The 19,971-nt window shown below is 63.4% G+C and carries 19 protein-coding genes and 1 tRNA gene; 11 read left to right on the top strand and 9 right to left on the bottom strand.

The window, feature by feature from the left end:
• Window positions 1-230: 230 nt before the first annotated feature.
• The 5 genes from ccmA to PSAL_RS06000 are packed head-to-tail and all read left to right on the top strand — an operon-like array spanning window position 231 to window position 2,956.
• A complete protein-coding gene (gene ccmA / locus PSAL_RS06020; protein WP_119840808.1) occupies window positions 231-848 on the top strand; it encodes a heme ABC exporter ATP-binding protein CcmA in 618 nt (205 codons plus the stop codon).
• Window positions 845-1,501: a heme exporter protein CcmB gene (gene ccmB, locus PSAL_RS06015; protein WP_119840807.1), complete on the top strand. Its 657-nt coding sequence runs from the start codon at window positions 845-847 to the stop codon at window positions 1,499-1,501. Before ccmA ends, ccmB begins: the two co-directional genes overlap by 4 nt.
• A gap of 39 nt (window positions 1,502-1,540) precedes the next feature.
• On the top strand, window positions 1,541-2,272 hold the full coding sequence (locus tag PSAL_RS06010) for a heme ABC transporter permease (RefSeq protein ID WP_119840806.1): 732 nt from the start codon (window positions 1,541-1,543) through the stop codon (window positions 2,270-2,272).
• Window positions 2,269-2,427, top strand: a complete 159-nt coding sequence (gene ccmD / locus PSAL_RS06005) for a heme exporter protein CcmD (protein WP_196222891.1) — start codon at window positions 2,269-2,271, stop codon at window positions 2,425-2,427. The genes PSAL_RS06010 and ccmD overlap by 4 nt, the downstream gene beginning before the upstream one ends.
• Window positions 2,417-2,956, top strand: coding sequence for a DsbE family thiol:disulfide interchange protein (locus PSAL_RS06000; RefSeq protein ID WP_119840805.1), 540 nt, complete (start codon window positions 2,417-2,419; stop codon window positions 2,954-2,956). The genes ccmD and PSAL_RS06000 overlap by 11 nt, the downstream gene beginning before the upstream one ends.
• A gap of 13 nt (window positions 2,957-2,969) precedes the next feature.
• On the opposite strand, the gene PSAL_RS05995 is transcribed toward PSAL_RS06000, so the two are convergent.
• Together PSAL_RS05995 and acnA are read right to left on the bottom strand one after the other, a co-directional pair.
• A complete protein-coding gene (locus PSAL_RS05995; protein WP_119840804.1) occupies window positions 2,970-3,677 on the bottom strand; it encodes a DUF4396 domain-containing protein in 708 nt (235 codons plus the stop codon).
• 220 nt (window positions 3,678-3,897) lie between these two features.
• Complete coding sequence (gene acnA, locus PSAL_RS05990) at window positions 3,898-6,642, bottom strand: aconitate hydratase AcnA (RefSeq protein WP_119840803.1); 2,745 nt, start codon at window positions 6,640-6,642, stop codon at window positions 3,898-3,900.
• A gap of 387 nt (window positions 6,643-7,029) precedes the next feature.
• Here acnA and PSAL_RS05985 point away from each other — a divergent pair, with 387 nt between their 5' ends.
• Window positions 7,030-7,875 carry a DUF1223 domain-containing protein gene (locus tag PSAL_RS05985; protein WP_119840802.1) on the top strand — a complete coding sequence of 282 codons (846 nt, stop codon included), beginning with the start codon at window positions 7,030-7,032 and terminating at the stop codon, window positions 7,873-7,875.
• Between the two features lie 24 nt (window positions 7,876-7,899).
• Here PSAL_RS05985 and PSAL_RS05980 read toward each other — a convergent pair whose 3' ends face one another.
• The 4 genes from PSAL_RS05980 to purB form a co-directional block, all read right to left on the bottom strand.
• A complete protein-coding gene (locus PSAL_RS05980) occupies window positions 7,900-8,784 on the bottom strand; it encodes a lysophospholipid acyltransferase family protein (RefSeq protein WP_119840801.1) in 885 nt (294 codons plus the stop codon).
• Between the two features lie 6 nt (window positions 8,785-8,790).
• Window positions 8,791-9,690: a DMT family transporter gene (locus PSAL_RS05975; RefSeq protein WP_119840800.1), complete on the bottom strand. Its 900-nt coding sequence runs from the start codon at window positions 9,688-9,690 to the stop codon at window positions 8,791-8,793.
• A 346-nt stretch (window positions 9,691-10,036) separates the two neighbouring features.
• Entirely contained in the window at window positions 10,037-11,101 is a 1,065-nt protein-coding gene (locus PSAL_RS05970) for a flagellar motor switch protein FliG (protein WP_119840799.1), read from the bottom strand.
• A 137-nt stretch (window positions 11,102-11,238) separates the two neighbouring features.
• Entirely contained in the window at window positions 11,239-12,546 is a 1,308-nt protein-coding gene (gene purB, locus PSAL_RS05965; RefSeq protein WP_119840798.1) for an adenylosuccinate lyase, read from the bottom strand.
• Between purB and PSAL_RS05960 the strand changes: the two genes are divergently transcribed.
• The 3 genes from PSAL_RS05960 to PSAL_RS05950 all read left to right on the top strand — a co-directional run bounded on the left by PSAL_RS05960 (window position 12,545) and on the right by PSAL_RS05950 (window position 14,827).
• Window positions 12,545-13,090 (top strand): DUF6314 family protein, encoded by a 546-nt coding sequence (locus PSAL_RS05960; protein WP_231388630.1) that lies wholly within the window; start codon window positions 12,545-12,547, stop codon window positions 13,088-13,090. The two genes, purB and PSAL_RS05960, sit on opposite strands and share 2 nt — an antisense overlap.
• 256 nt (window positions 13,091-13,346) lie before the next feature.
• Window positions 13,347-13,952, top strand: coding sequence for a biotin transporter BioY (locus tag PSAL_RS05955; RefSeq protein WP_119840796.1), 606 nt, complete (start codon window positions 13,347-13,349; stop codon window positions 13,950-13,952).
• Between the two features lie 146 nt (window positions 13,953-14,098).
• The gene (locus PSAL_RS05950; protein WP_119840821.1) at window positions 14,099-14,827 is read left to right on the top strand and encodes a heme-dependent oxidative N-demethylase family protein; all 729 of its coding nucleotides are present in this window, start codon (window positions 14,099-14,101) and stop codon (window positions 14,825-14,827) included.
• A 177-nt stretch (window positions 14,828-15,004) separates the two neighbouring features.
• Here the strand turns inward: PSAL_RS05950 and glnA are convergent, their stop codons facing one another.
• Together glnA and PSAL_RS05940 are read right to left on the bottom strand one after the other, a co-directional pair.
• Window positions 15,005-16,411: a type I glutamate--ammonia ligase gene (gene glnA / locus PSAL_RS05945; RefSeq protein ID WP_119840795.1), complete on the bottom strand. Its 1,407-nt coding sequence runs from the start codon at window positions 16,409-16,411 to the stop codon at window positions 15,005-15,007.
• Window positions 16,412-16,485: 74 nt separating this feature from the next.
• Window positions 16,486-16,824, bottom strand: coding sequence for a P-II family nitrogen regulator (locus tag PSAL_RS05940; RefSeq protein WP_119840794.1), 339 nt, complete (start codon window positions 16,822-16,824; stop codon window positions 16,486-16,488).
• A 157-nt stretch (window positions 16,825-16,981) separates the two neighbouring features.
• On the opposite strand from PSAL_RS05940, the gene PSAL_RS05935 reads away from it, so the two are divergent.
• Window positions 16,982-18,583: an NAD(P)H-hydrate dehydratase gene (locus tag PSAL_RS05935; protein ID WP_119840793.1), complete on the top strand. Its 1,602-nt coding sequence runs from the start codon at window positions 16,982-16,984 to the stop codon at window positions 18,581-18,583.
• Here PSAL_RS05935 and PSAL_RS05930 read toward each other — a convergent pair.
• Window positions 18,535-18,942, bottom strand: a complete 408-nt coding sequence (locus tag PSAL_RS05930) for a Hint domain-containing protein (protein WP_119840792.1) — start codon at window positions 18,940-18,942, stop codon at window positions 18,535-18,537. The two genes, PSAL_RS05935 and PSAL_RS05930, sit on opposite strands and share 49 nt — an antisense overlap.
• 311 nt (window positions 18,943-19,253) lie before the next feature.
• Between PSAL_RS05930 and PSAL_RS05925 the strand changes: the two genes are divergently transcribed.
• Window positions 19,254-19,337, top strand: a tRNA-Leu gene (locus PSAL_RS05925).
• Window positions 19,338-19,971 lie beyond the last annotated feature (634 nt).

Raw genomic sequence — 19,971 nt, 5'->3', positions numbered from 1 at the left:
GCGCCGTCCTGTGATCAAGCGGGATGCCTGCTGGCAGGTTCGTCCGGCCTCCGGCGGGAGTATTTCCGGCCAGATGAGAGAGCCGCCATCGTCTCATCCGTTACATTATTCGCGGCTCTTTATCATCTGGCGAAAAATACTCCCGCCGGAGGCGTCGGAACGTCGAAGAAGCCAGTGCTTTCCAGAATTGCGAGCCTTCCGTAGAACGCGGCTCTGCGCTATGGAAAAGCATGTCTCTTCTCGTGGAAAATCTGAGCGTTGGACGGGGTGGCCTGGTGTTGCTGGAGGGGCTGGATTTTTCCGTTTCTGCAGGAGAGGCGCTAGTCCTGCGCGGTCCCAATGGATCAGGGAAGACGACCTTGCTGCGTGTTCTGGCCAGGTTGCAACCAGCGCTGGCGGGGCGTCTGTCGGTCGAGAGTGATCATCTCGCCTATGCGGGCCATGCGGACGGGATAAAGGCGCAGCTGAGCGTGGCCGAGAACCTTGCCTTCTGGGCCGAGGTCCATGGACAGCGCGGCATCGACCGGGCGCTGGAGGATTTCGGTCTGAGCGACCTTGCTCCACGCCGTGCCGGAACCTTGTCGGCGGGGCAGAAGCGCCGGTTGGGGTTGGCGCGGCTCGTGGTCACGGGACGCGCGATCTGGTTGCTGGATGAGCCGACGGTCTCTCTGGACAGCGCTTCGGTGGCCCTGTTTGCCGCCGCGGTGCAACGGCATCTCACCGGCGGCGGCCTTGCCATCATTGCCACCCATATCGATCTTGGCCTGCCCAAGGCGCGGGTTCTGGATGTCAGCCCGTACAAGGCGCGTCTTCCCGAGCCGGGCGATCTGGACGAGGCTTTCCTGTGAGAGCGCTTCTGTTACGCGACTTGCGGCTGGCGCTGCGGGCAGGGGGCGGCTTTGGCCTTGGGCTGGCCTTCTACCTGGTGCTGGTCGCGCTAGTGGCCTTCGGGATTGGGCCGCAGAATACGCTGCTGGCGCGGGTGGCACCGGGAATCCTCTGGGTGGGGGCCCTTTTGGCCTGCCTGCTGTCGCTGGACCGGATCCTGGCGCTTGACTACGAAGACGGGTCGCTGGACCTGCTGGCGACCGCCCCGGTGCCGCTTGAGGCCATCGTGACGCTGAAGGCCCTGGCGCATTGGATCACCACCGGCTTGCCGCTGGTCCTCGCCGCGCCCTTGTTGGGCGTTTTGATGGCGCTACCGGGGCCGGGTTATCCGTGGCTGGCCTTGTCGTTGCTGATCGGCACACCGGCACTCAGCACCATCGGTACCTTCGGCGCCGCGCTGACCGTGGGGCTGAAGCGCGGTGGTCTGCTGCTGAGCCTGCTTGTTCTGCCGCTTTACGTTCCGACCCTGATCTTCGGGGCCGAGGCCGCCCGGCGCGGTGCCGAAGGCCTGTCGACAGCCACCCCACTGTTACTGCTCGGGGGGATCACCTGCGGCACAATCGCACTGTTGCCCTTTGCCAGCGCGGCGGTCTTGCGGGTCAACTTGCGATAATGTGAATTGGCCCCCGAGCCGAATGGGATAGGAGAGGGCATGGCCTCTATCTGGCAATATGCGAACCCGAAAAAGTTCATCGAGACCTCGGACAAGGTCCTGCCTGCGCTGGCCGTCGCTTCCGGGGTGACACTGGTTGTCGGGCTGGTCTGGGGCTTTTTCTTCACACCCGAGGATTACCGCCAGGGATCGACGGTCAAGATCATCTACCTGCATGTGCCCGCAGCCCTGTTGGCGATCAATGCATGGCTGATGATGCTGGTCGCCTCGCTGATCTGGCTGGTACGGCGTCATCACGTCAGCGCGCTGGCGGCCCGCGCCGCCGCGCCTGTCGGGGCCACGATGACGTTGATTGCCCTTGCGACCGGTGCAATCTGGGGCCAGCCGATGTGGGGCACCTGGTGGGTCTGGGACCCGCGGCTGACCTCCTTCCTGATCCTGTTCCTGTTCTACCTTGGCTACATCGCCCTTTGGTCGGCGGTCGAAGACGACGATACCGCTGCCGATCTGACCGCGATCCTCTGCATGGTCGGGTCGGTCTTTGCGGTGCTGTCGCGTTACGCGGTGCTGTTCTGGAACCAGGGTCTGCATCAGGGGGCGTCCCTGTCGATGGACGCCGAGGAAAACGTTGCCGATGTCTTCTACTGGCCGCTGCTGGTGTCGATCGGGGGCTTCGTGCTGCTGTTCCTGGCGCTGGTATTGCTGCGGACGCAAACGGAAATCCGCGCCCGCCGGATGCGGGCCCTGACCACGCGGGAGCGCATGCAATGATACCCGACCTGGGAAAATACGCGGTCACGGTGCTAAGCGCCTATGGCGTCTCCCTGCTGCTTCTGGCGGTGATCTGCGGCGCCAGCATCTGGCGCGCGCGACGGGTCAAGGCGGCCCTGCGCGTCGTCGAAGAAAGGATCAAGAATGGCCGTTAAGCCACTGATGATATTGCCACCGATGATCTTTGCCGGATTGGCGGGCCTGTTCTTTCTGGGCATGCAGCGGGAAGATCCGGATCAATTGCCAAGCGCGATGACCGGCAAACCGGCCCCGGTCGTTCAACTGGACAATCTTGGGGATCTGCCGGTCTTTTCGCCGGATGAGACCCTCGCGGATGGCGAGGTCAAACTGGTCAATTTCTGGGCCAGCTGGTGCGCGCCCTGTCGGGTCGAGCATCCCAACCTTATCGCGCTTGCCGAGGATCGCGGCATCCCGATCTATGGCGTGAACTACAAGGATCAGCCCGGCGCGGCACAGGGATTTCTGGCCGAGCTGGGCAATCCCTATCTTGCCGTGGGCGCGGACACCTCGGGTCGCGCCGGCATCGAATGGGGTCTTTACGGCGTGCCGGAAACCTTCGTCGTGGACGGAGAAGGGCGCATCGTGGAACGCTTTGCGGGGCCGGTGACGCAGAGGGTGCTGGAAGGCACGATCAACCCCGCCCTTGAACGGGCCGCCGAATAGCGCGCAAGGATGGTCAATGGGCGTGCTGTCCGTGCCCTTCGCATCCCTCATTTTCGTCGCCGGACCCATGATCGGTCATGCGCGGATCCATCATGCCCTCTTTCACGCCCTTGCGGATCAGCCAGTAATTCACGGGCCAGGCGGCGAACAAGCCGCAACTGAGCGAGATCACCAGCGAGGACCAGAAGACCCACTCGCCCATTCCGGCGCTGCCGGCAAGGCTGAGGTCCACGCCGATGGCGACGATCTCCATCACCGCGATGGAGGGGGTCTCGGCCTTGAAGGCATCGGCTATCGCCTGGCGGAAATCTGTACCGCCCTGGATCTCGGGCCCGACGGTCAGGCCGAAGCCAAAGATATAGGCCAGCGCAAAGGTCACCGCTGCCGTGACCGTATTGCCGGCCTGCAACAGACCCACGGCAATCGCGACCCCGGTGATTTCGCCCAACCCGCAGCCGGAATAGCAATGTGCCACGGACCGAAAGGCCCGACGCCAGTCGCTATCGTTTGAGATTTCCTTGCGGCCCGCGACCCAATAGATGCCAAGCCCGATGGGACCGGAGTAGGCGACGCTCAGCCCCCAGACCAGTTTCATCAGCGGCATCAGGTGGCTGTTGCGGTAGTGCAGGTCCAGGATCAACACCAGCAGGGACGGCAGCATCAGGGCCAGCCATAGGGTGATGAACCAGGGACCGGAGACGAAATCGAGAAGCATGTCCATGCCAACCAAACGGCGCTGGCCGGGGCAGGGTTCCGGCTTTCCAGCGGGGTTTCTGACCCAAACACCGCCCGGACCTGATCCTGTCCGACATACTCCGGGGAAATTGGCCGCAGGCCAAGGGCGGTAGCGGCCCCGATGCCGCCTCTCGACAACACGATCTCGCCAAAACAAAAAGGGCCCTCCGAAGAGGACCCTTTCCGTCATCACCCTGAAATCAGGTTCAGCTTTTGGCAAGGTCGCGCAGCACGTAATGCAGCACGCCCCCGTGTTCGACGTATTCCTTTTCGATGGCGGTATCGATCCGGCATTTCAGCGTCACGGTCTTGGTGGTGCCATCCGCATAGGTGATCGCGCAGGGCACTTCCTGCAGCGGTGTCACATCGGCCAGGCCGAGGATGGTGTAGCTTTCGTCGCCGGTAATCGCCAGCGACTTGCGGCTGTCGCCCCCGGTGAACTCGAAGGGAATCACGCCCATGCCGACCAGGTTGGACCGGTGGATCCGCTCGAAGCTTTCCGCGATCACGGCCTTGACGCCCAGCAGGGCCGTACCCTTGGCCGCCCAGTCACGCGACGACCCGGCACCATATTGTTCACCGCCCACGATGACCAGCGGCGTGCCGGCCTCCTGGTAGGCCATGGAGGCGTCGTAGATCGAGGTCTGTTCGCCATCGGGGCCCTTGGTATAGCCGCCCTCGACGCCGTCCAGCATCTCGTTCTTGATGCGGATGTTGGCGAAGGTGCCGCGCATCATGACTTCGTGGTTGCCGCGACGCGACCCGTAGGAGTTGAATTCGCGCACCGGCACCTGACGTTCGATCAGGTACTGGCCAGCAGGGGTGCTGTCCTTGAACGACCCGGCCGGAGAGATGTGGTCGGTGGTGATCATGTCGCCCAGAACCGCCAGCATCTTGGCATCCACGATATCCGAGATCGTGCCCGCATCCTTGCCCATGCCCTGGAAATAGGGCGGGTTCTGGATATAGGTCGAGGTCGGCGGCCAGTCGTAGGTTTCCCCACCGGAGACTTCCACGGCCTGCCATTTCTCGTCGCCCTTGAAGACATCGGCGTACTTGGACAGGAAGGCTTCGCGCGTGACGACCTGCTCGACCAGGGTCGCGATCTCTTCGTCGGTGGGCCAGATGTCCTTCAGGTAGACGTCCTTGCCTTCGGGGGTCTGGGCTATGGGGTCGTTGGCGATGTCGATGTTCATGTCACCGGCCAGCGCATAGGCCACGACCAGCGGCGGCGAGGCCAGGTAGTTGGCGCGCACGTCCGGGGAAATCCGGCCTTCGAAGTTCCGGTTGCCCGACAGGACCGAGGTGGCGATCAGGTCGTTGTCGTTGATCGCCTTGGAGACCTCGGGTTGCAGCGGGCCGGAGTTGCCGATGCAGGTGGTGCAGCCATAGCCGACCAGGTTGAAGCCGACGGCATCCAGATCCTCGGACAGGCCAGCGGCGTCGAGGTATCCCGTGACGACCTGCGATCCCGGTGCCAGCGACGTCTTGACCCAGGGCTTGCGGTTCAGACCCAGGGCGCGCGCCTTGCGGGCGACCAGACCTGCGCCGATCAGCACATAGGGGTTCGACGTATTGGTGCAGGAGGTGATCGAGGCGATCACGACCGAGCCGTCGTTCAGTTCGTAATCCTCGCCATCGACCTTGGCCGATTTGATCAGCGGCTTGGTCAGGGTCGGGGTCGGGCCTTCATCGGCCATTTCCTGTGCCGGCTCGGACAGGTCGATCCCGCGGAAATCGGCGACGACCTTCTTGAAGGCCTCGGCCGCGCTGGTCAGTGCGACGTAGTCCTGCGGGCGTTTCGGACCCGAGATCGCGGGCACGATGTCGCCCATGTCCAGTTCCAGAGTCGAGGTATAGACCGGCGCATAGCCAGGGTTCCGCCAGAAGCCGTTTTCCTTGGCATAGGCTTCGACCAGCGCGATGCGGTCCTCGTCCCGGCCGGTCTGACGCAGGTAGCGCAGGCATTCGTCGTCGATCGGGAAGAAGCCGCAGGTGGCGCCGTATTCCGGGGCCATGTTGGCGATGGTCGCGCGCTGTGCCAGCGGCAGATTGTCGAGGCCGTCACCGTAGAATTCGACGAACTTGCCGACAACGCCGTGAGCGCGCAGCATTTCGACGACCTTCAGAACCAGATCGGTGCCGGTGGTGCCTTCGACCATGGCGCCGGTCAGCTTGAAACCGACGACTTCGGGGATCAGCATCGAAATCGGCTGACCCAGCATGGCGGCTTCGGCTTCGATCCCGCCGACACCCCAGCCCAGAACGGCGGCGCCGTTGACCATGGTGGTGTGGCTGTCGGTGCCGACCAGCGTATCGGGATAAGCGACTTCGGTGCCGTCCTGATCCTTGTCGGTCCAGACGGTCTGGGCCAGGTATTCAAGGTTCACCTGGTGGCAGATCCCGGTGCCCGGCGGCACGACGCGGAAATTGTTGAAGGCAGTCTGGCCCCACTTCAGGAAGGTATAGCGCTCCATGTTGCGCTCGTATTCCCGGTCAACGTTCATCTGGAAGGCGCGGGGGGTGCCGAATTCGTCGATCATGACGCTGTGATCGATGACAAGGTCGACGGGCACCAGCGGGTTGATCTTCTTGGCGTCACCGCCAAGGCCGAGGATCCCGTCGCGCATCGCGGCCAGGTCGACGACCGCCGGAACGCCGGTGAAATCCTGCATCAGCACGCGGGCCGGGCGATAGGCGATCTCGCGCGGGTTCTTGCCCCCGTTCGCGCCCCATTCGGCAAAGGCCTTGATGTCGTCGACGGTGACGGTCTTGCCGTCCTCGAAGCGCAGCATGTTCTCCAGCACGACCTTGAGGGCGGCGGGCAGGTTGGAAAAATCGCCGAGCCCGGCGGCTTCGGCGGCCGGGATCGAATAATAGGCAATGCTCTTGTCACCGACCGTCAGCGTCTTGCGCGTCTTGGCGGTGTCCTGTCCGACTTGAATTGGCATGGAGATGGCTCCCTTCCGAGATGAATGAGGGGTATGTGCTGACTTGCTTCTGCCCCATTGGCGGGTGTCGATCAAGAGGGTCGCGGAGTTTTTAGTATACATTTGTGCACAGAGTCGCCAATTTCGCTGCGCGACGGCATGGGCGCGGGACCTTTGCAGCAATCGGGCGGGCAGTGCACGGGAAAGCGGCGCTGTGGAAAATCGTCTCGGTTGCAACCCGGGACCCTCATGGCGCGGCGGCGGTGTGGCAGGGCGCCCGTTTCCGACAATCGTTGACTTTGCATCACAGGTCGGCGCGCTGACGGATCTCTCGCAAAACCTTGATTGGCTATTTCGGCATCGCTTGGCTATCCATCTGCGGTGTTTAACTGGACCGGAGATTTCGGAATGATCGGACGTCGCAAGGCATTGCTGATGGCAGGGCTGCTGGCGGCTCTTCCATTGTGGAGCGCTGGAGCGGCTGATGCCCAGACCGCCGGCGCGTCCGTGCCGGATGACGTCTGGAGCACAAATGCCCCGGTTCAGACGACCTCTCCGGTCGTGGTGGAGCTGTTCACCTCGCAGGGCTGTTCCTCCTGTCCGCCGGCTGACGCGCTGATGGCGCAACTGGCCAGCCGGACGGATGTGCTGCCACTCGCCATGCATGTCGATTATTGGGATTACCTGGGCTGGAAGGACAGCCTGGCCAACCCTGCCTTTACCCATCGCCAGAAGGCCTACGCGCAGGCGCGCGGCAAACGGATGATCTACACGCCTCAGATGATCGTGGGCGGGGCGAGCTTCGTGAAAGGCACCCATCCAATGCAGCTGGCGGAATTCATCACCCTGCACCGGAGCCTGCCCGATGCTTTCGCCCTGCAGATTCGCGCCGAAGCGGACGGAGGGTTGCATCTGGTTGCAGCCGCGCGCGAAGGCTCGGCGCCCCTGGTGGCGGGCAATGAGGCTCCGCAAGGCGGGCCAGTGGTGTCGCGCAACGCGACGGGCCCGGCCGAACCGCTGCTGATCCAGTTGATCCAGTACCTGCCGTCCAAGACGGTGCAGATCGAGCGCGGCGAAAACGCCGGGACCGAAGTGACCTATGTCAACATCGTCTCGTCCTGGACCAACCTAGGCGAATGGGACGGCACCGGGGTCCTGGACATCGGCTTCCAACCGGGGTCGGACCTGCCGGGGGCGGTGCTGCTGCAAAGGGCCAACCATGGCTCCATCGCCGGCGCGATCCGGCTGCCGTAAGTCGGGGCCTTTGGTTTTCGCCGCCTAGCCTGCGTCCTTCCAGCGCCGGTGCACCCAGAGCCATTGCTCGGGATGCGCCTTCACCTTTACTTCCAGGGCATCGTTGTAGGCCTGGGCCATGGCCTCCGGTTCCATGTCCGGGATCGGTGCCTCGAGCCGCAACTCAAAGCTCAGGCCATCAGGCTGGCGCACCGCGAAACAGGGCAGAACCAGCGCGTTCTGCCGACGCGCGATTTCCAGCAAGGTGGTCGAGGTATAGGCGCGGTGCCCCATGAAGGTCAGCTCGGCGCCGGAGCCCATGTGCTGATCGAGCAGGATCGCCAGGTTTCCGCCCTGCTTGAGGTGGCGCACCATTTCGGCCAATCCGCGCCGCCCGCGGGGGAACAGGGCGCCGGACACCGACATGGCTGCTTCGTAGTGGCGATTGAAATACGGGTTATTCAGCGGACGATAGAGGGCGGCGACGCTGCACCCGATATTGGCAAGACCCGCGCGCCCGGCCTCGTAATTTCCGAAATGGGCCGAGGCAAACACGATTGGTCGCCCGGCCGCACGGGCCGCATCAAAGGCGGGCACCCCCGGTCCGACAAACTGTTGCCCGGCCAGCCGGTTCCGCAGTTCCCGCGACGAATAGATCTCGATCAGGCTGCGGCCGGAATTATCGGCAACCCCGCGTTCAAGCGCGCGCAGGCGGTCTTCGGGCAGGTCGGGCCAGATCAGGGACAGGTTCTCGCGGATGCGTTTGCGCCAGCCTGCAAGGGGGCCGACCACATGGGCGAACAGCCAGCCGGTAAGATTGACGCGCATGCCATAGGGCAGGGCGAGCAACAGGGCCATCAAGCCGCCCAGCACCAGGTTGACCAGAAAATGGCCGGCGCGAACACGGAAAGGGGCGGCGCTAGACGACATGGTGGATCAAAGCCCTTCCGGCGGTGTTTTCGCTTCGGCAGAGAGCGCGGTCTTGTGGCCCGCGCGCGTTTCGCGGTGCCATACATAGACACCGGCCGCAACGATCACAAGCGCACCGACAATGGTCCAGAGGTCGGGATATTCGCCAAAGACCACCATCCCGAGGAAGGTCGCATTGATCAGCCCGACATAGGCAAAAGGCGCCAGCATCGCGGCCTCGCCGATCGAAAGGGCGCGGATCAGCAGCATCTGCGCGACGGTGCCAAGCGCGGCCAGGAGCACCATCTTTGCGGCCGTGGCCGGACCGGGCATTTCCCAGGAGCCGGGCAGAAGTAGCGTGACCAAGATCGCGCCAAGCCCCGCACCGTAGAGAAGCGAGGTCCAGGGATCTTCGCGATCCCCCATGTAGCGGGTGATCAGCGAGAAACCTGCATAGCAGCAGGCAGCCATCATCGGCAGCAGCGCGTGGATCGAGAAGACGGCTGAACCGGGCCGGATCACGATCAAGGCGCCGGTCAGTGCCACGGCAATGGCCGCAATGCGACGCGGACCCAGCTTTTCGCCGAGGAACAGCGCAGCCCCCAGGGTAATCAGGACCGGGTTCAGATCCATGATTGCAGTGTTCTCGGCCAACCCGAGAAATTGCAAGCCGGTAAAGAAGCTTGCCGTCGCGCCCAGAAGGAAAGCCCCGCGCACCAGCTGCATGACCGGGAACCGCGACCGCGCCACCTTGCCCAATCGACGCCATGTGATCGCGATCACCACCAGTGCGGAACCCGCATAACGCGCCCAGAGCGCCATGATCGTGTTGGTGTCCTCGGCGATGGACTTGGCGGTCGCATCCATCGAGGAATAGCAGAGGATCGCGATGATCATCAGCAGGATGGCGCGGGCATTGTTGGACATGGGATCTCCGATCCGGGGGCCGGGCCGGATGCCGGGCGTGAGGCTCCGCCAACTACTAGGGCCGCGCCATGCCCCTGTCCAGAAAGGCGCCGAGGGGCGCAGGCGCCGTCCGCGCGGATGTGCGTGGTCCCCATGCATGCGTTCTGAACCGGGTTTTATATTCTATATCAGCCTGTTGGTCTGATATGCGAAAAGGTACCCCAACTGTCCATGAGCCGACCTTGCATTCGCCGCAGCAGCGGGTTTGCAAGGTGACCCAGCCGGGACAGGCCTGCCGGTGCCGGCCCTGCGACGAAAAACGCGCAAGGTCCCGCCGGCCGGCTGATGCCCGCGAAAGCCGCCCGGCTCATTCGTCTTCGGATTCGTCATCCCCGGACAGCAAAAGGAGTTCGCCGGAGGCCTCCAGCTTGCGGATCTCGGCGACGACCTCGTTCATGGCCTCTTCGGCATCCTTCGCCTTGACCTTGCCGCGATCGCTCATTTCCTCGCGCAGGCTGTCGGCAAGGCGGGCGGACATATTGGCAAGAACGAATTCCGCGGCCTTGGCGGATTCCGGGTCGGTCGCGGCGGCGAGGGCCGTGACGAGCATGGCCTGGTCAATGCCCCGAACGATCTTCGGCACGTCCCGTGGGGCGATCCGCGCGGGAATGTTGGTGAAGGTAAAGATCGCCTTGCGGACCTGTTCGGCAAAGGCGGCGTCGGTCTCGTCAAGGCCTTCCAGCACATCGTCCCGCGTCGAGGCGGTGGAGAAGTTCAGGATCGCGCCCACCCGTTCCACAGGCCCCTTGTCGAAGGCTGATTCCGGCTGGCTGTCCAGTTGGGCGGCCAGAGACAGGCCGATCCGGTCAAGGCTGTCGGGCGTGATGCCACTGGTCAGCGAAACCGCATAGGTGATGCGCCGCGCCCTTGGGCCCGGCAGCATCGACAGAAGTTTCGCCGCCTTGTCGGTATCAAGCTTGGACAGCATGACCGCTGCGATCTCGATGCTTTCATTTTCGGCGATCGGCAGCAGCTTGGCCACATCCAGATTGCCCAGCCGTTCCCATGGATTGCCGGTCTGGCGCACGCCGGCTTCCTTGCGCAGGCGGGCGGCGGTATGCGGGCTGATCTTGCCATCCAGGATCGACAGGGCCCCGGCCAGTCCCTTGGGGAAGGTCAGGCCAAGCGAATCCAGTTCCTCGACAAACTCGTCGACCACCTGGCCAAGCGTGTCGCGGTCGATATGGCGCATGGTGCCCAGCAGGAAGGTCAGTTCCTCCTGTAATTCTTCGGGGAAATCCCTGTACTGCAGGTCGGTCCCGCTGTTCAGCAGCACCCGCACGATGATTGCAGCCTTCTGTTTGCGCGTCAGGACGCCCGGTGTGGCCGGGGCCAATGATCCGAACTGTGCCAGTGGCGTCAGATTGCCCATAGTCCCCTCGTGTCTGGTTTGCGCCAGATAAGCAGGGAAGGGTGAAAAAAGGCTTTAGTCGCGACCAGTCAGATCAGGGGCCGCAAATGCAAAACGGCGCACCGGGGCGCGCCGTTTCACCGGATCCGCCGGTCAGATCAACTTTCGCCGAAGACGCGGGTAAAGATCGTGTCGACATGCTTGGTGTGATAGCCCATGTCGAATTTCTCGTTGATGCCGTCGGTGCCGAGCGCCGCGACGACCTCTTCATCGGCCAGCAGCAGTTCACGGAAATCAAGGCGCTCTTCCCAGACTTTCAGGGCGTTGCGCTGGACCATGGAATAGGCGGCCTCGCGCGATACACCGGCCTGCGTCAGGGCCAGCAGAACGCGTTGCGACATGACAAGCCCGGGGAACTTGTTCATGTTGTCGAGCATGTTCTGCGGGTAGATGATCATCTTGTCGACGACCCCGGCCAGCCGGTTCAGCGCGAAATCAAGCGTCACGGTCGCATCCGGCGCAATGCCGCGTTCGACCGAGGAATGCGAGATGTCGCGCTCGTGCCAGAGGGCCACGTTTTCCATCGCCGGGATGACGGTCATGCGCACCAGTCGGGCCAGGCCGGTCAGGTTCTCGGTCAGCACCGGGTTCTTCTTGTGCGGCATGGCAGAAGAACCCTTCTGCCCCATGGAAAAGAACTCGGCGCCTTCAAGGACCTCGGTGCGCTGCATGTGCCGGATTTCGATCGCGACGTTCTCGATGGAGCTGGCGATGACGCCGAGCACGGCAAAGAACATCGCGTGACGGTCGCGCGGGATGACCTGGGTGCTGATCGGCTCGGGGGAAAGGCCCAGCTTGGCACAGACGTGTTCCTCGACCGCCGGATCGATATTGGCAAAGGTACCGACAGCGCCGGAAATCGCGCCGGTGGCAACCTCGGCCCGGGCTGCCTGCAGGCGGGCCTTGTTGCGGTCCATCTCAGCGTAGAAACGCGCGAAGGTCAGGCCCATGGTGGTGGGTTCGGCGTGGATGCCGTGGCTGCGTCCGACCCGCACGGTCATCTTGTGCTCAAGCGCGCGTTTCTTCAGCGCGGCCAGCAGCTTGTCCATGTCGGCCAGCAGGATGTCGGCGGCGCGGACCAGTTGCACGTTCAGGCAGGTGTCCAGCACGTCCGAAGATGTCATGCCTTGGTGCACAAATCGCGCCTCGTCACTGCCCACATGTTCAGCCAGGTGGGTCAGGAAGGCGATGACGTCATGCTTGGTGACCGCCTCGATCTCGTCGATACGGGCCACGTCGAATTCCACGTCCCTGGCTTTCCAGACGGCATCGGCATTCTCACGTGGGATCACGCCCAGATCGGCCATGGCATCGCAGGCATGGGCCTCGATCTCGTACCAGATGCGGAACTTGGTCGCGGGCTCCCAGATGTCGGTCATTTCCTTGCGGGCATAGCGGGGGATCATGGGCGAGGCTCCTCTGGAACGGCTTTACGCGGTGTCGCGCGGTCTTTACTGCCTTGGGGCCAAGGCGGCAAGGCCGCAGGCGGTGCGGGCTGGCCCGCCACCCACCGGAAAAGGGGCAAGGATGCGCGATCTTGGATCATTCGAAGGCGATTGGCGGATCGAACGGCGCGTTGCCAATGCGCTTGGCGAAGATGCCCGCCTGGAAGGGCTGGCCCGGTTCTGCCCTTTGGATACCCCGTCCGGTGGCGGCGCTCTGGAGGTGACGGAAACCGGAACCATGCAGCTCGCCGGGCAAAGCTTTGCGGCAGAGCGGCGCTATCTCTGGCGTACGGTCGGCGCCCGGATCGCAGTGGATTTCGACGATGGCCGTTTTTTTCACGACTTCGCTCCGGGCGAAATCTCCCCCGAGGCGCGCCACGACTGCGCCCCTGATCTCTACCTCGTGACCTATGATTTCAGCCGATGGCCGGACTGGACCGCCCATTGGCGCGTGACCGGACCGCGCAAGGACTACGGCATGCAGACCCGCTACACCCGCGCCTGAGCCGCCATTCCAGCACCGTCCGAAGCGCCGACGCGCTCTTTCATCTGGCCATAAATACTCAGCTACAGGCCGGGCAGATGCTACGGGTCGGTGGATGGGCACAGGCCCGGTATTTAGCAGATTTTGCAAAACTAGCTGTTTTGCAAAGTGCGGATTTGCAATTTGCACTCGCTGCAGTGCCGCAAGAAACTTGCGCTTCGTCATGGGCTGAGGCATCACGGTGGGAACATTCATCGAGGATATGGAGGGGAAACACATGTCCCAGGCTATGAGCGCAAAGGTCCTGACCGAGACCTTCGGCCCGACAGAAGGCCTTGCCCTTCGGGTCAAGCAGGTGGTTCTCGTGCTGGCGGGGATCGTCCTGCTGGCTGTGATGGCCAAGATCAAGCTGCCGGTGCCGGGTTCGCCTGTCGCGGTCAGCATGGGCACCTTCGCCGTGCTCACCATCGGTGCGGCCTATGGCGCGCGTCTCGGGCTGGTGACAATCGTGGGTTACATGCTGCTCGGCATGCTGGGCTTTGACATTTTCCAAAGCTCGACCGCGGATCTGAACGGCATCAGCTACATGATGGGCGGCACAGGCGGTTACCTGGTTGGCTATGTCATGGCGACCGTGCTGCTGGGGGCTCTGGCGCAACGCGGCTGGGACCGTTCGGTCAAGGGCATGGCGCTGGCCATGCTGCTTGGCAATGTCCTGCTCTATGTTCCCGGCCTGCTGTGGCTGGGTCAGCTTTACGGCTGGGACCAGCCGATCCTGGCATGGGGTCTGGCACCCTTCGTCCTGGGCGATGCGCTGAAACTCGCTCTGGCTGCGCTGCTGCTGCCTGCCGCCTGGAAGCTGGTCGGCAAGGCACGGTCCTGACCATACCCTTCGCTGCCGGTGGCCCCAAGACGGCCCCCGCGACGGTGATGAAATTCTGATCGGAAAGGGCGCCTCGCGGGGCGCCCTTTTTGCTTTCGCGCAACGGAGCGCTCGCCAGGGACCGGGCGCAAGCGTATGGGTTGATCATGGAACCGATCACCCAATCCGCCTTGCCCTACAAGGTGCCCGAGCGTCTGCCGGGCACTGCGCCTCTCGACCCGGCCAATTGGCTGCTGGTGGACGACGCCTTTGCCGGTCAGATGGCCCTGCGGGACCACTTGATCGCCACGCGGCCCGGGGACGTGCTTGCGCTGGACCCGGAGGCCCGTCCGGTGGCCGAGGAGCTTTATGATACGGTGCTCGAGGTGCTGCGCGCCCACGATGACTATGCCGTGAATGCAGAAAGCGTCACGCGCCCGGACGGCGTGACCGTGCCGCTGGATCGCGCGGTGCCAATGGCGACCCTGGGCCGGCTGGTGCAAGAGGATTTCTGCATCATGGAAAAGCGCGACGGGGCCGAGGAACACGTGCTGACCGGCGCGGTCCTGTGCTTTCCCTCGCAATGGACCCTGGCGGAAAAGTTCATGCGCCCGATGCGCAGCATCCATATCCCGGTGAAGGAATATGACGACGGGCTGGCCAGGCGCGTGCAGCGGTTGCTGGATGGCGTTCAGGTCGGGCGACCGCTATGGCGGGCCAATTTCCTCGGGAACCGGGCGCCGGAGCTGTTCAATCCGGCGAGCGAATACCTGCCGCGTGACGCCCGCTACGACCGCGAGGCACCCTTTCATCGCTCTGAACGTCAGACGATCCTGCGCTTGCCGCAGACCAGGGTCGTGATCTTCGGCATCCATACCTTTGTCGTTCCTGCCTGAAGGCCGGGCCCCAAGCTTCAGGCAACGCGCGTACCAGGCTGTGCACGGACTGCGGGCGAGGGGGCTTTGCCCCGGCTCCAAACACAGGCCAATCGGCCTCCCAATCGCCAGATCGCCCCCCGCAAACGCGAAGGGGCGCCCCGAAAGGCGCCCCTTGTCTGCGAGATCCGAAAGGGATCAGCAGGAGTAGTAGAGCTTGTATTCCACAGGGTGCGGCGTGTGCTCGTAGGCTTCGATCTCTTCCATCTTCAGGCCGATATAGCCGTCGATCTGGTCCTTGGTGAAGACATCGCCCGCCAGCAGGAAGTCCATGTCCTTCTGCAGCTCGTCCAGGGCTTCGCGCAGCGACCCGCAGACGGTGGGGATATCGGCCAGCTCTTCGGGCGGCAGATCGTAGAGGTTCTTGTCCATCGCGTCGCCGGGGTGGATCTTGTTCTTGATGCCGTCGAGGCCGGCCATCAGAAGGGCAGCGAAGCACAGGTAGGGGTTGGCCGAAGGATCGGGGAAGCGGGCTTCGACGCGTTTTGCCTTGGGCGATTCCGACCACGGGATCCGGACGCAGCCGGAGCGGTTGCGAGCGGAATAGGCACGCAGAACCGGGGCTTCGAAGCCGGGGATCAGGCGCTTGTAGGAGTTGGTGCCGGGGTTGGTGAAGGCGTTCAGCGCTTTCGCGTGCTTCAGGATGCCGCCGATGTAGTACAGGGCTTCGTCCGAAAGGTCGGCGTACTTGTCACCTGCGAAGAGCGGCTTGCCGTCCTTCCAGATCGACATGTTCACGTGCATGCCGGTGCCGTTGTCGCCGGCGATCGGCTTGGGCATGAAGGTTGCCGACTTGCCGTAGGCCTGGGCCACGTTGTGGATGATGTACTTGTACTTCTGGATCTCGTCGGCCTGGGTGGTCAGGGTGCCGAAGATCAGGCCCAGTTCGTGCTGGCAGGAGGCAACTTCGTGGTGGTGCTTGTCGACCTTCATGCCGATGCGTTTCATGGTCGAAAGCATCTCGGCACGGATGTCCTGGGCGTCGTCCACGGGGTTGACCGGGAAATAGCCGCCCTTGATGCCCGGACGGTGGCCGGTGTTGCCCATCTCGTAGTCGGTGTCGGTGTTCCAGGAGGCGTCCAGTGCGTCCACTTCGAAGGACACCTTGTTCATGCCGACGGAGTATTTGACGTTGTCGAACAGGAAGAATTCCGCTTCCGGACCCATGAAGGCGGTGTCGCCGATTCCGGAGGAGATCAGGTAGGCTTCGGCCTTCTGCGCGGTGCCGCGCGGGTCGCGTTCATAGGGCTCCATCGTGTCGGGTTCGACGACCGAGCAATGCACGCAGAGCGTCTTTTCCGCATAGAAGGGGTCGACATAGGCCGATTCAGTGTCGGGCATCAGCTTCATGTCGGAGGCTTCGATGGACTTCCAGCCCGCGATCGAGGAGCCGTCGAACATGAAGCCTTCGTCGAGGAAATCCTCGTCGACCAGGTCGGCCACGACAGTCACGTGTTGCAGTTTGCCCCGCGGATCGGTGAACCGGATGTCGACGTATGCGACGTCCTCGTCCTTGATCAGCTTGAGAACCTTGTCCTTGCTCATTCCCTTTTCCCTTCGGTTTTGAGTCTCTTGAAGGTGCGCGCGTTGCCGCGCGTCCACCCTGTAAGGGGTGTTGATTAGAGTGCGTCCGTGCCGGTTTCACCGGTACGGATACGGATAGCAGTCTCGATCGGCGACACAAAGATCTTGCCGTCACCGATCTTCTCGGTCTTGGCAGCATCGATGATGGCCTGAATCGCGCTATCCACCTGGTCGTCGTCCAGCACTGCCTCGATTTTCACCTTCGGCAGGAAGTCGACAACATATTCGGCGCCGCGATAGAGTTCGGTATGGCCCTTTTGACGGCCGAAACCCTTGACCTCGATGACCGAGAGCCCCTGAACGCCCACGTCCTGAAGCGCCTCCTTGACTTCATCAAGCTTGAACGGCTTGATGATCGCTTCGATTTTTTTCATCGGAAACTCCTCGCAGTAACGTCAGTCCGGTCAGACCACTTTCGCAGCGCACTCACAATTGAGTAATGTGAAACCCCGCGCGGAGGCTAGAGGCCGCGTGAAAATGCTGCGTAAAAAATTTGCTGGAAGCCCGAAATTTATGCATAATGAAAAAACCATGTCAGCGGTGCTGACCGGATCGGAAATGCAGTCCTGCGAGGCTGTGGCGATGGCTTCTGGGGTGGTCACCGGGGCGGACCTGATGGAGGCCGCAGGGGGCGGTGTTGTCAGCGCCTGTTTGGCCCGTTGGCCTGACCTGCAAGACGGGCAGCGGCGGGCCGAGATCCTTTGTGGACCCGGAAACAATGGGGGGGATGGATTCGTCGTGGCGCGCCTGCTGGCCAAGCGCGGATGGAACATTCACCTGCGTCTTCTGGGCGATCCGGGGCGGTTGCGCGGCGATGCAGCCGAAAATTACCGGCAGTGGTGTGATATCGGGCAAACGTGGCCTTTTTCGGTTGAACCAGACAGGGATGCGACGGTGGATCTTGTCGTGGATGCCCTGTTCGGCACCGGATTGCGGCGCGGTCTGGCACCAGAGGTGACGGCCAGCCTGAACGCGGCCTTGGCGCGCGCGCGCAACCGGGTAGCAGTGGATATCCTGTCGGGCATCTGCGCGGATTCGGGGCGGGTCCTTGGGGACGAAAAGACCGCGGCAGCCTCCCTTCAGGTGGATCTCACGGTCACGTTTCACCGCCCGAAGCCGGGACATTTCCTGGCCAATGGCGCTCAGGCCGGCGGGGCGCTGAAGGTGGTTGATATCGGTCTGCCGAGCGGGCAGCCTGATTGGCCCGATCTGCCCTCGAAGGTCCCTGCGGAGTTGGTCGAGCGCGATTTGGCCTCTCCGGCCGCCATCAAGGCGGTCGAAGGCCACAAGTACGGCAATGGACATGCTTTGGTGGTCAGTGGTGGGACCGGGGCAACGGGCGCGGCGCGACTGGCGGCGCGGGCGGCGCTGCGCATTGGTGCGGGTCTCGTGACGCTTGGGGTGCCCATGGCGGCCCGGCCCGAGGTCGCCGCCACGATCACTGCGCTTATGATGCGCGATGTGGAAGACGCCCCGGCACTGGAAGCGCTGTTGCAGGATCGCCGGATCAATGCGCTGTGCCTCGGGCCGGGCATGGGGCTGGACCGCGCGGCAGCGCTGGTGCCTGAGGCCCTTGCCGCGGGGCGGGGGGTGGTGCTGGACGCCGACGCGCTGTCGGCTTTCGCAAAGGCGCCCGCCACCTTGTTCGCGGCCATCGGCTCCGGCGCGGCGGTGCTGACGCCGCATGATGGCGAATTTGCCCGGCTTTTCCCGGACCTTGCCGCGCGCTTGCGGGGGACGCCGCCGCATGGCCCGGCCTATTCGCGTCTGGACGCTGTCCGGGACGCGGCGCGTCGGTCCGGCGCCGTGGTGCTGTTGAAAGGTCCCACCAGCGTCATCGCCGCTCCGGACGGACGGGTGCGAATCCACGCCGCGCTGAGGGGCCGCGCAGCCCCCTGGCTTGCCACGGCCGGCACGGGCGATGTTCTTGCCGGTCTGGTAACCGGGATGCTGGCCCGCGGATTCGCGCCGTTCGATGCCGTAGGAATGGCTGCCTGGCTGCATGTCGAGGCCGCACGCGGCTATGGTCCCGGTCTGATCTCCGAGGACCTGCCAGAGGCGATCCCGGCCGTGCTGAGGGCGCTTCAGTCGTCCGAGGCAAGCAGTTCCAGCCCGGAGGCATGGATGATTTGATCCCGCGCAAAGCGCCATCGAAGCACCGTGACGTCGAGATGGCCAAGGCCATGGGCTCGGACGTCGTCGACCCGATCCACTGTCGGTGTCAGCATGGCAAGGGGATGGGGCGGCCTCGGCTTGGTTCGGCTTGCGAGGTTGCGCCGGTTTCGCACGAGGACTGGTTCCCGGCAGGGCAGGATCACGGCCCGCATGCGTCGCTCCTGACAGCAGGAAAAGCGCACGGCAAGGCAGGTGATCTGGTGGCGCGAAATGCTCCGCAGGACCGCGGTGCCAAGGGTGATGATGCGGTCCCCGAGGGCGAGGGTTTCGAAGGGGCGCTCGCCCGCCGGCGTCAGGACGGCGGTACCGGCAGGCAATCCGTGCAGGTGGCAAGGCGGTAACGACCCTTCGAACTGCCACCGGACCAGGAACCGCCATGGAACAGACCCCATGAGAGCAGCGGAATTGACCCGAAAACGGAGGTTTTGAAGATCCCGTCCATCGGAAAGTTCCGGGGCTGCGCATCCCCGTGGCGTAGTCGGGTGGAAAATAGTCATACAGGGCCTTTCGGCCCTTTGCCGGCTCATGCCGGAAGTTATGCGTCCTGCCTGCCGATTATGGCTTCTATCGGGGCGGGGGCTTTGCTACTAACCGCCTTGCGCGGCGGGCGACAGACCCACGGCGTGTTGCGGGTGTGGCGGAATTGGTAGACGCACCAGATTTAGGTTCTGGCGCCTATGGCGTGGGGGTTCGAGTCCCTTCACCCGCACCACATTGGAATTTTGATCATTCTCTCGAGTCTGCCTAGCTTGCCACTGCGGTCCCGGAACGGTTTCGCAGTTTGTCTTGCGCTTTTCGGATTTCTCCTTGTTTCGGTTCCGCTTCTGCTGATCGCATTTGGATGCATTCTTCTGGTCTGCGCCAGAGGCATGTTTTTGAGCCGTTTCAAGTGTCTTGTGCCCAGCCACCGCTTGAATGTCGGAAATGTCGACACCCGCATCGGCCAACGTCTTGGCCGCGGTGTAGTGCGATCTGTGAGGCACAGGGCGATCCTCGCCGTGAAACACTCCAATCGCATCACGAAGACTTTCGTTGGCCTTCTGAACCTGTCGGATGCCGATCGGCCGTGTCGGTGACTTCGCCGCAGGGTGCGGCCCGCTCTTCGTCAGAGTTTTCAGGGTGGCTCTGGTCGCCGCACGCCAGGTCCGCATTGCCGTCTCGAACGGTTACACCGCGCTCGACTACCCGACCCGGGAGGTTTCGGTTAAGTCCACTCGGGGAAAGGCGAGCCTCGGCCATCAAACGATTTGTGCGTGGATGGATGCCCCCGTGATGTCCCCGTCGACAATCCGTGACGCCCCCGAGACGCACTTGTCTCATGGCGCTTCCAAATGCGTGAAGGTGTC

The organism is Pseudooceanicola algae, from assembly GCF_003590145.2.
GTDB classification, from domain to species: Bacteria; Pseudomonadota; Alphaproteobacteria; order Rhodobacterales; family Rhodobacteraceae; genus Pseudooceanicola; species Pseudooceanicola algae.
This window is presented reverse-complemented; position numbering and strand designations above follow the sequence as displayed.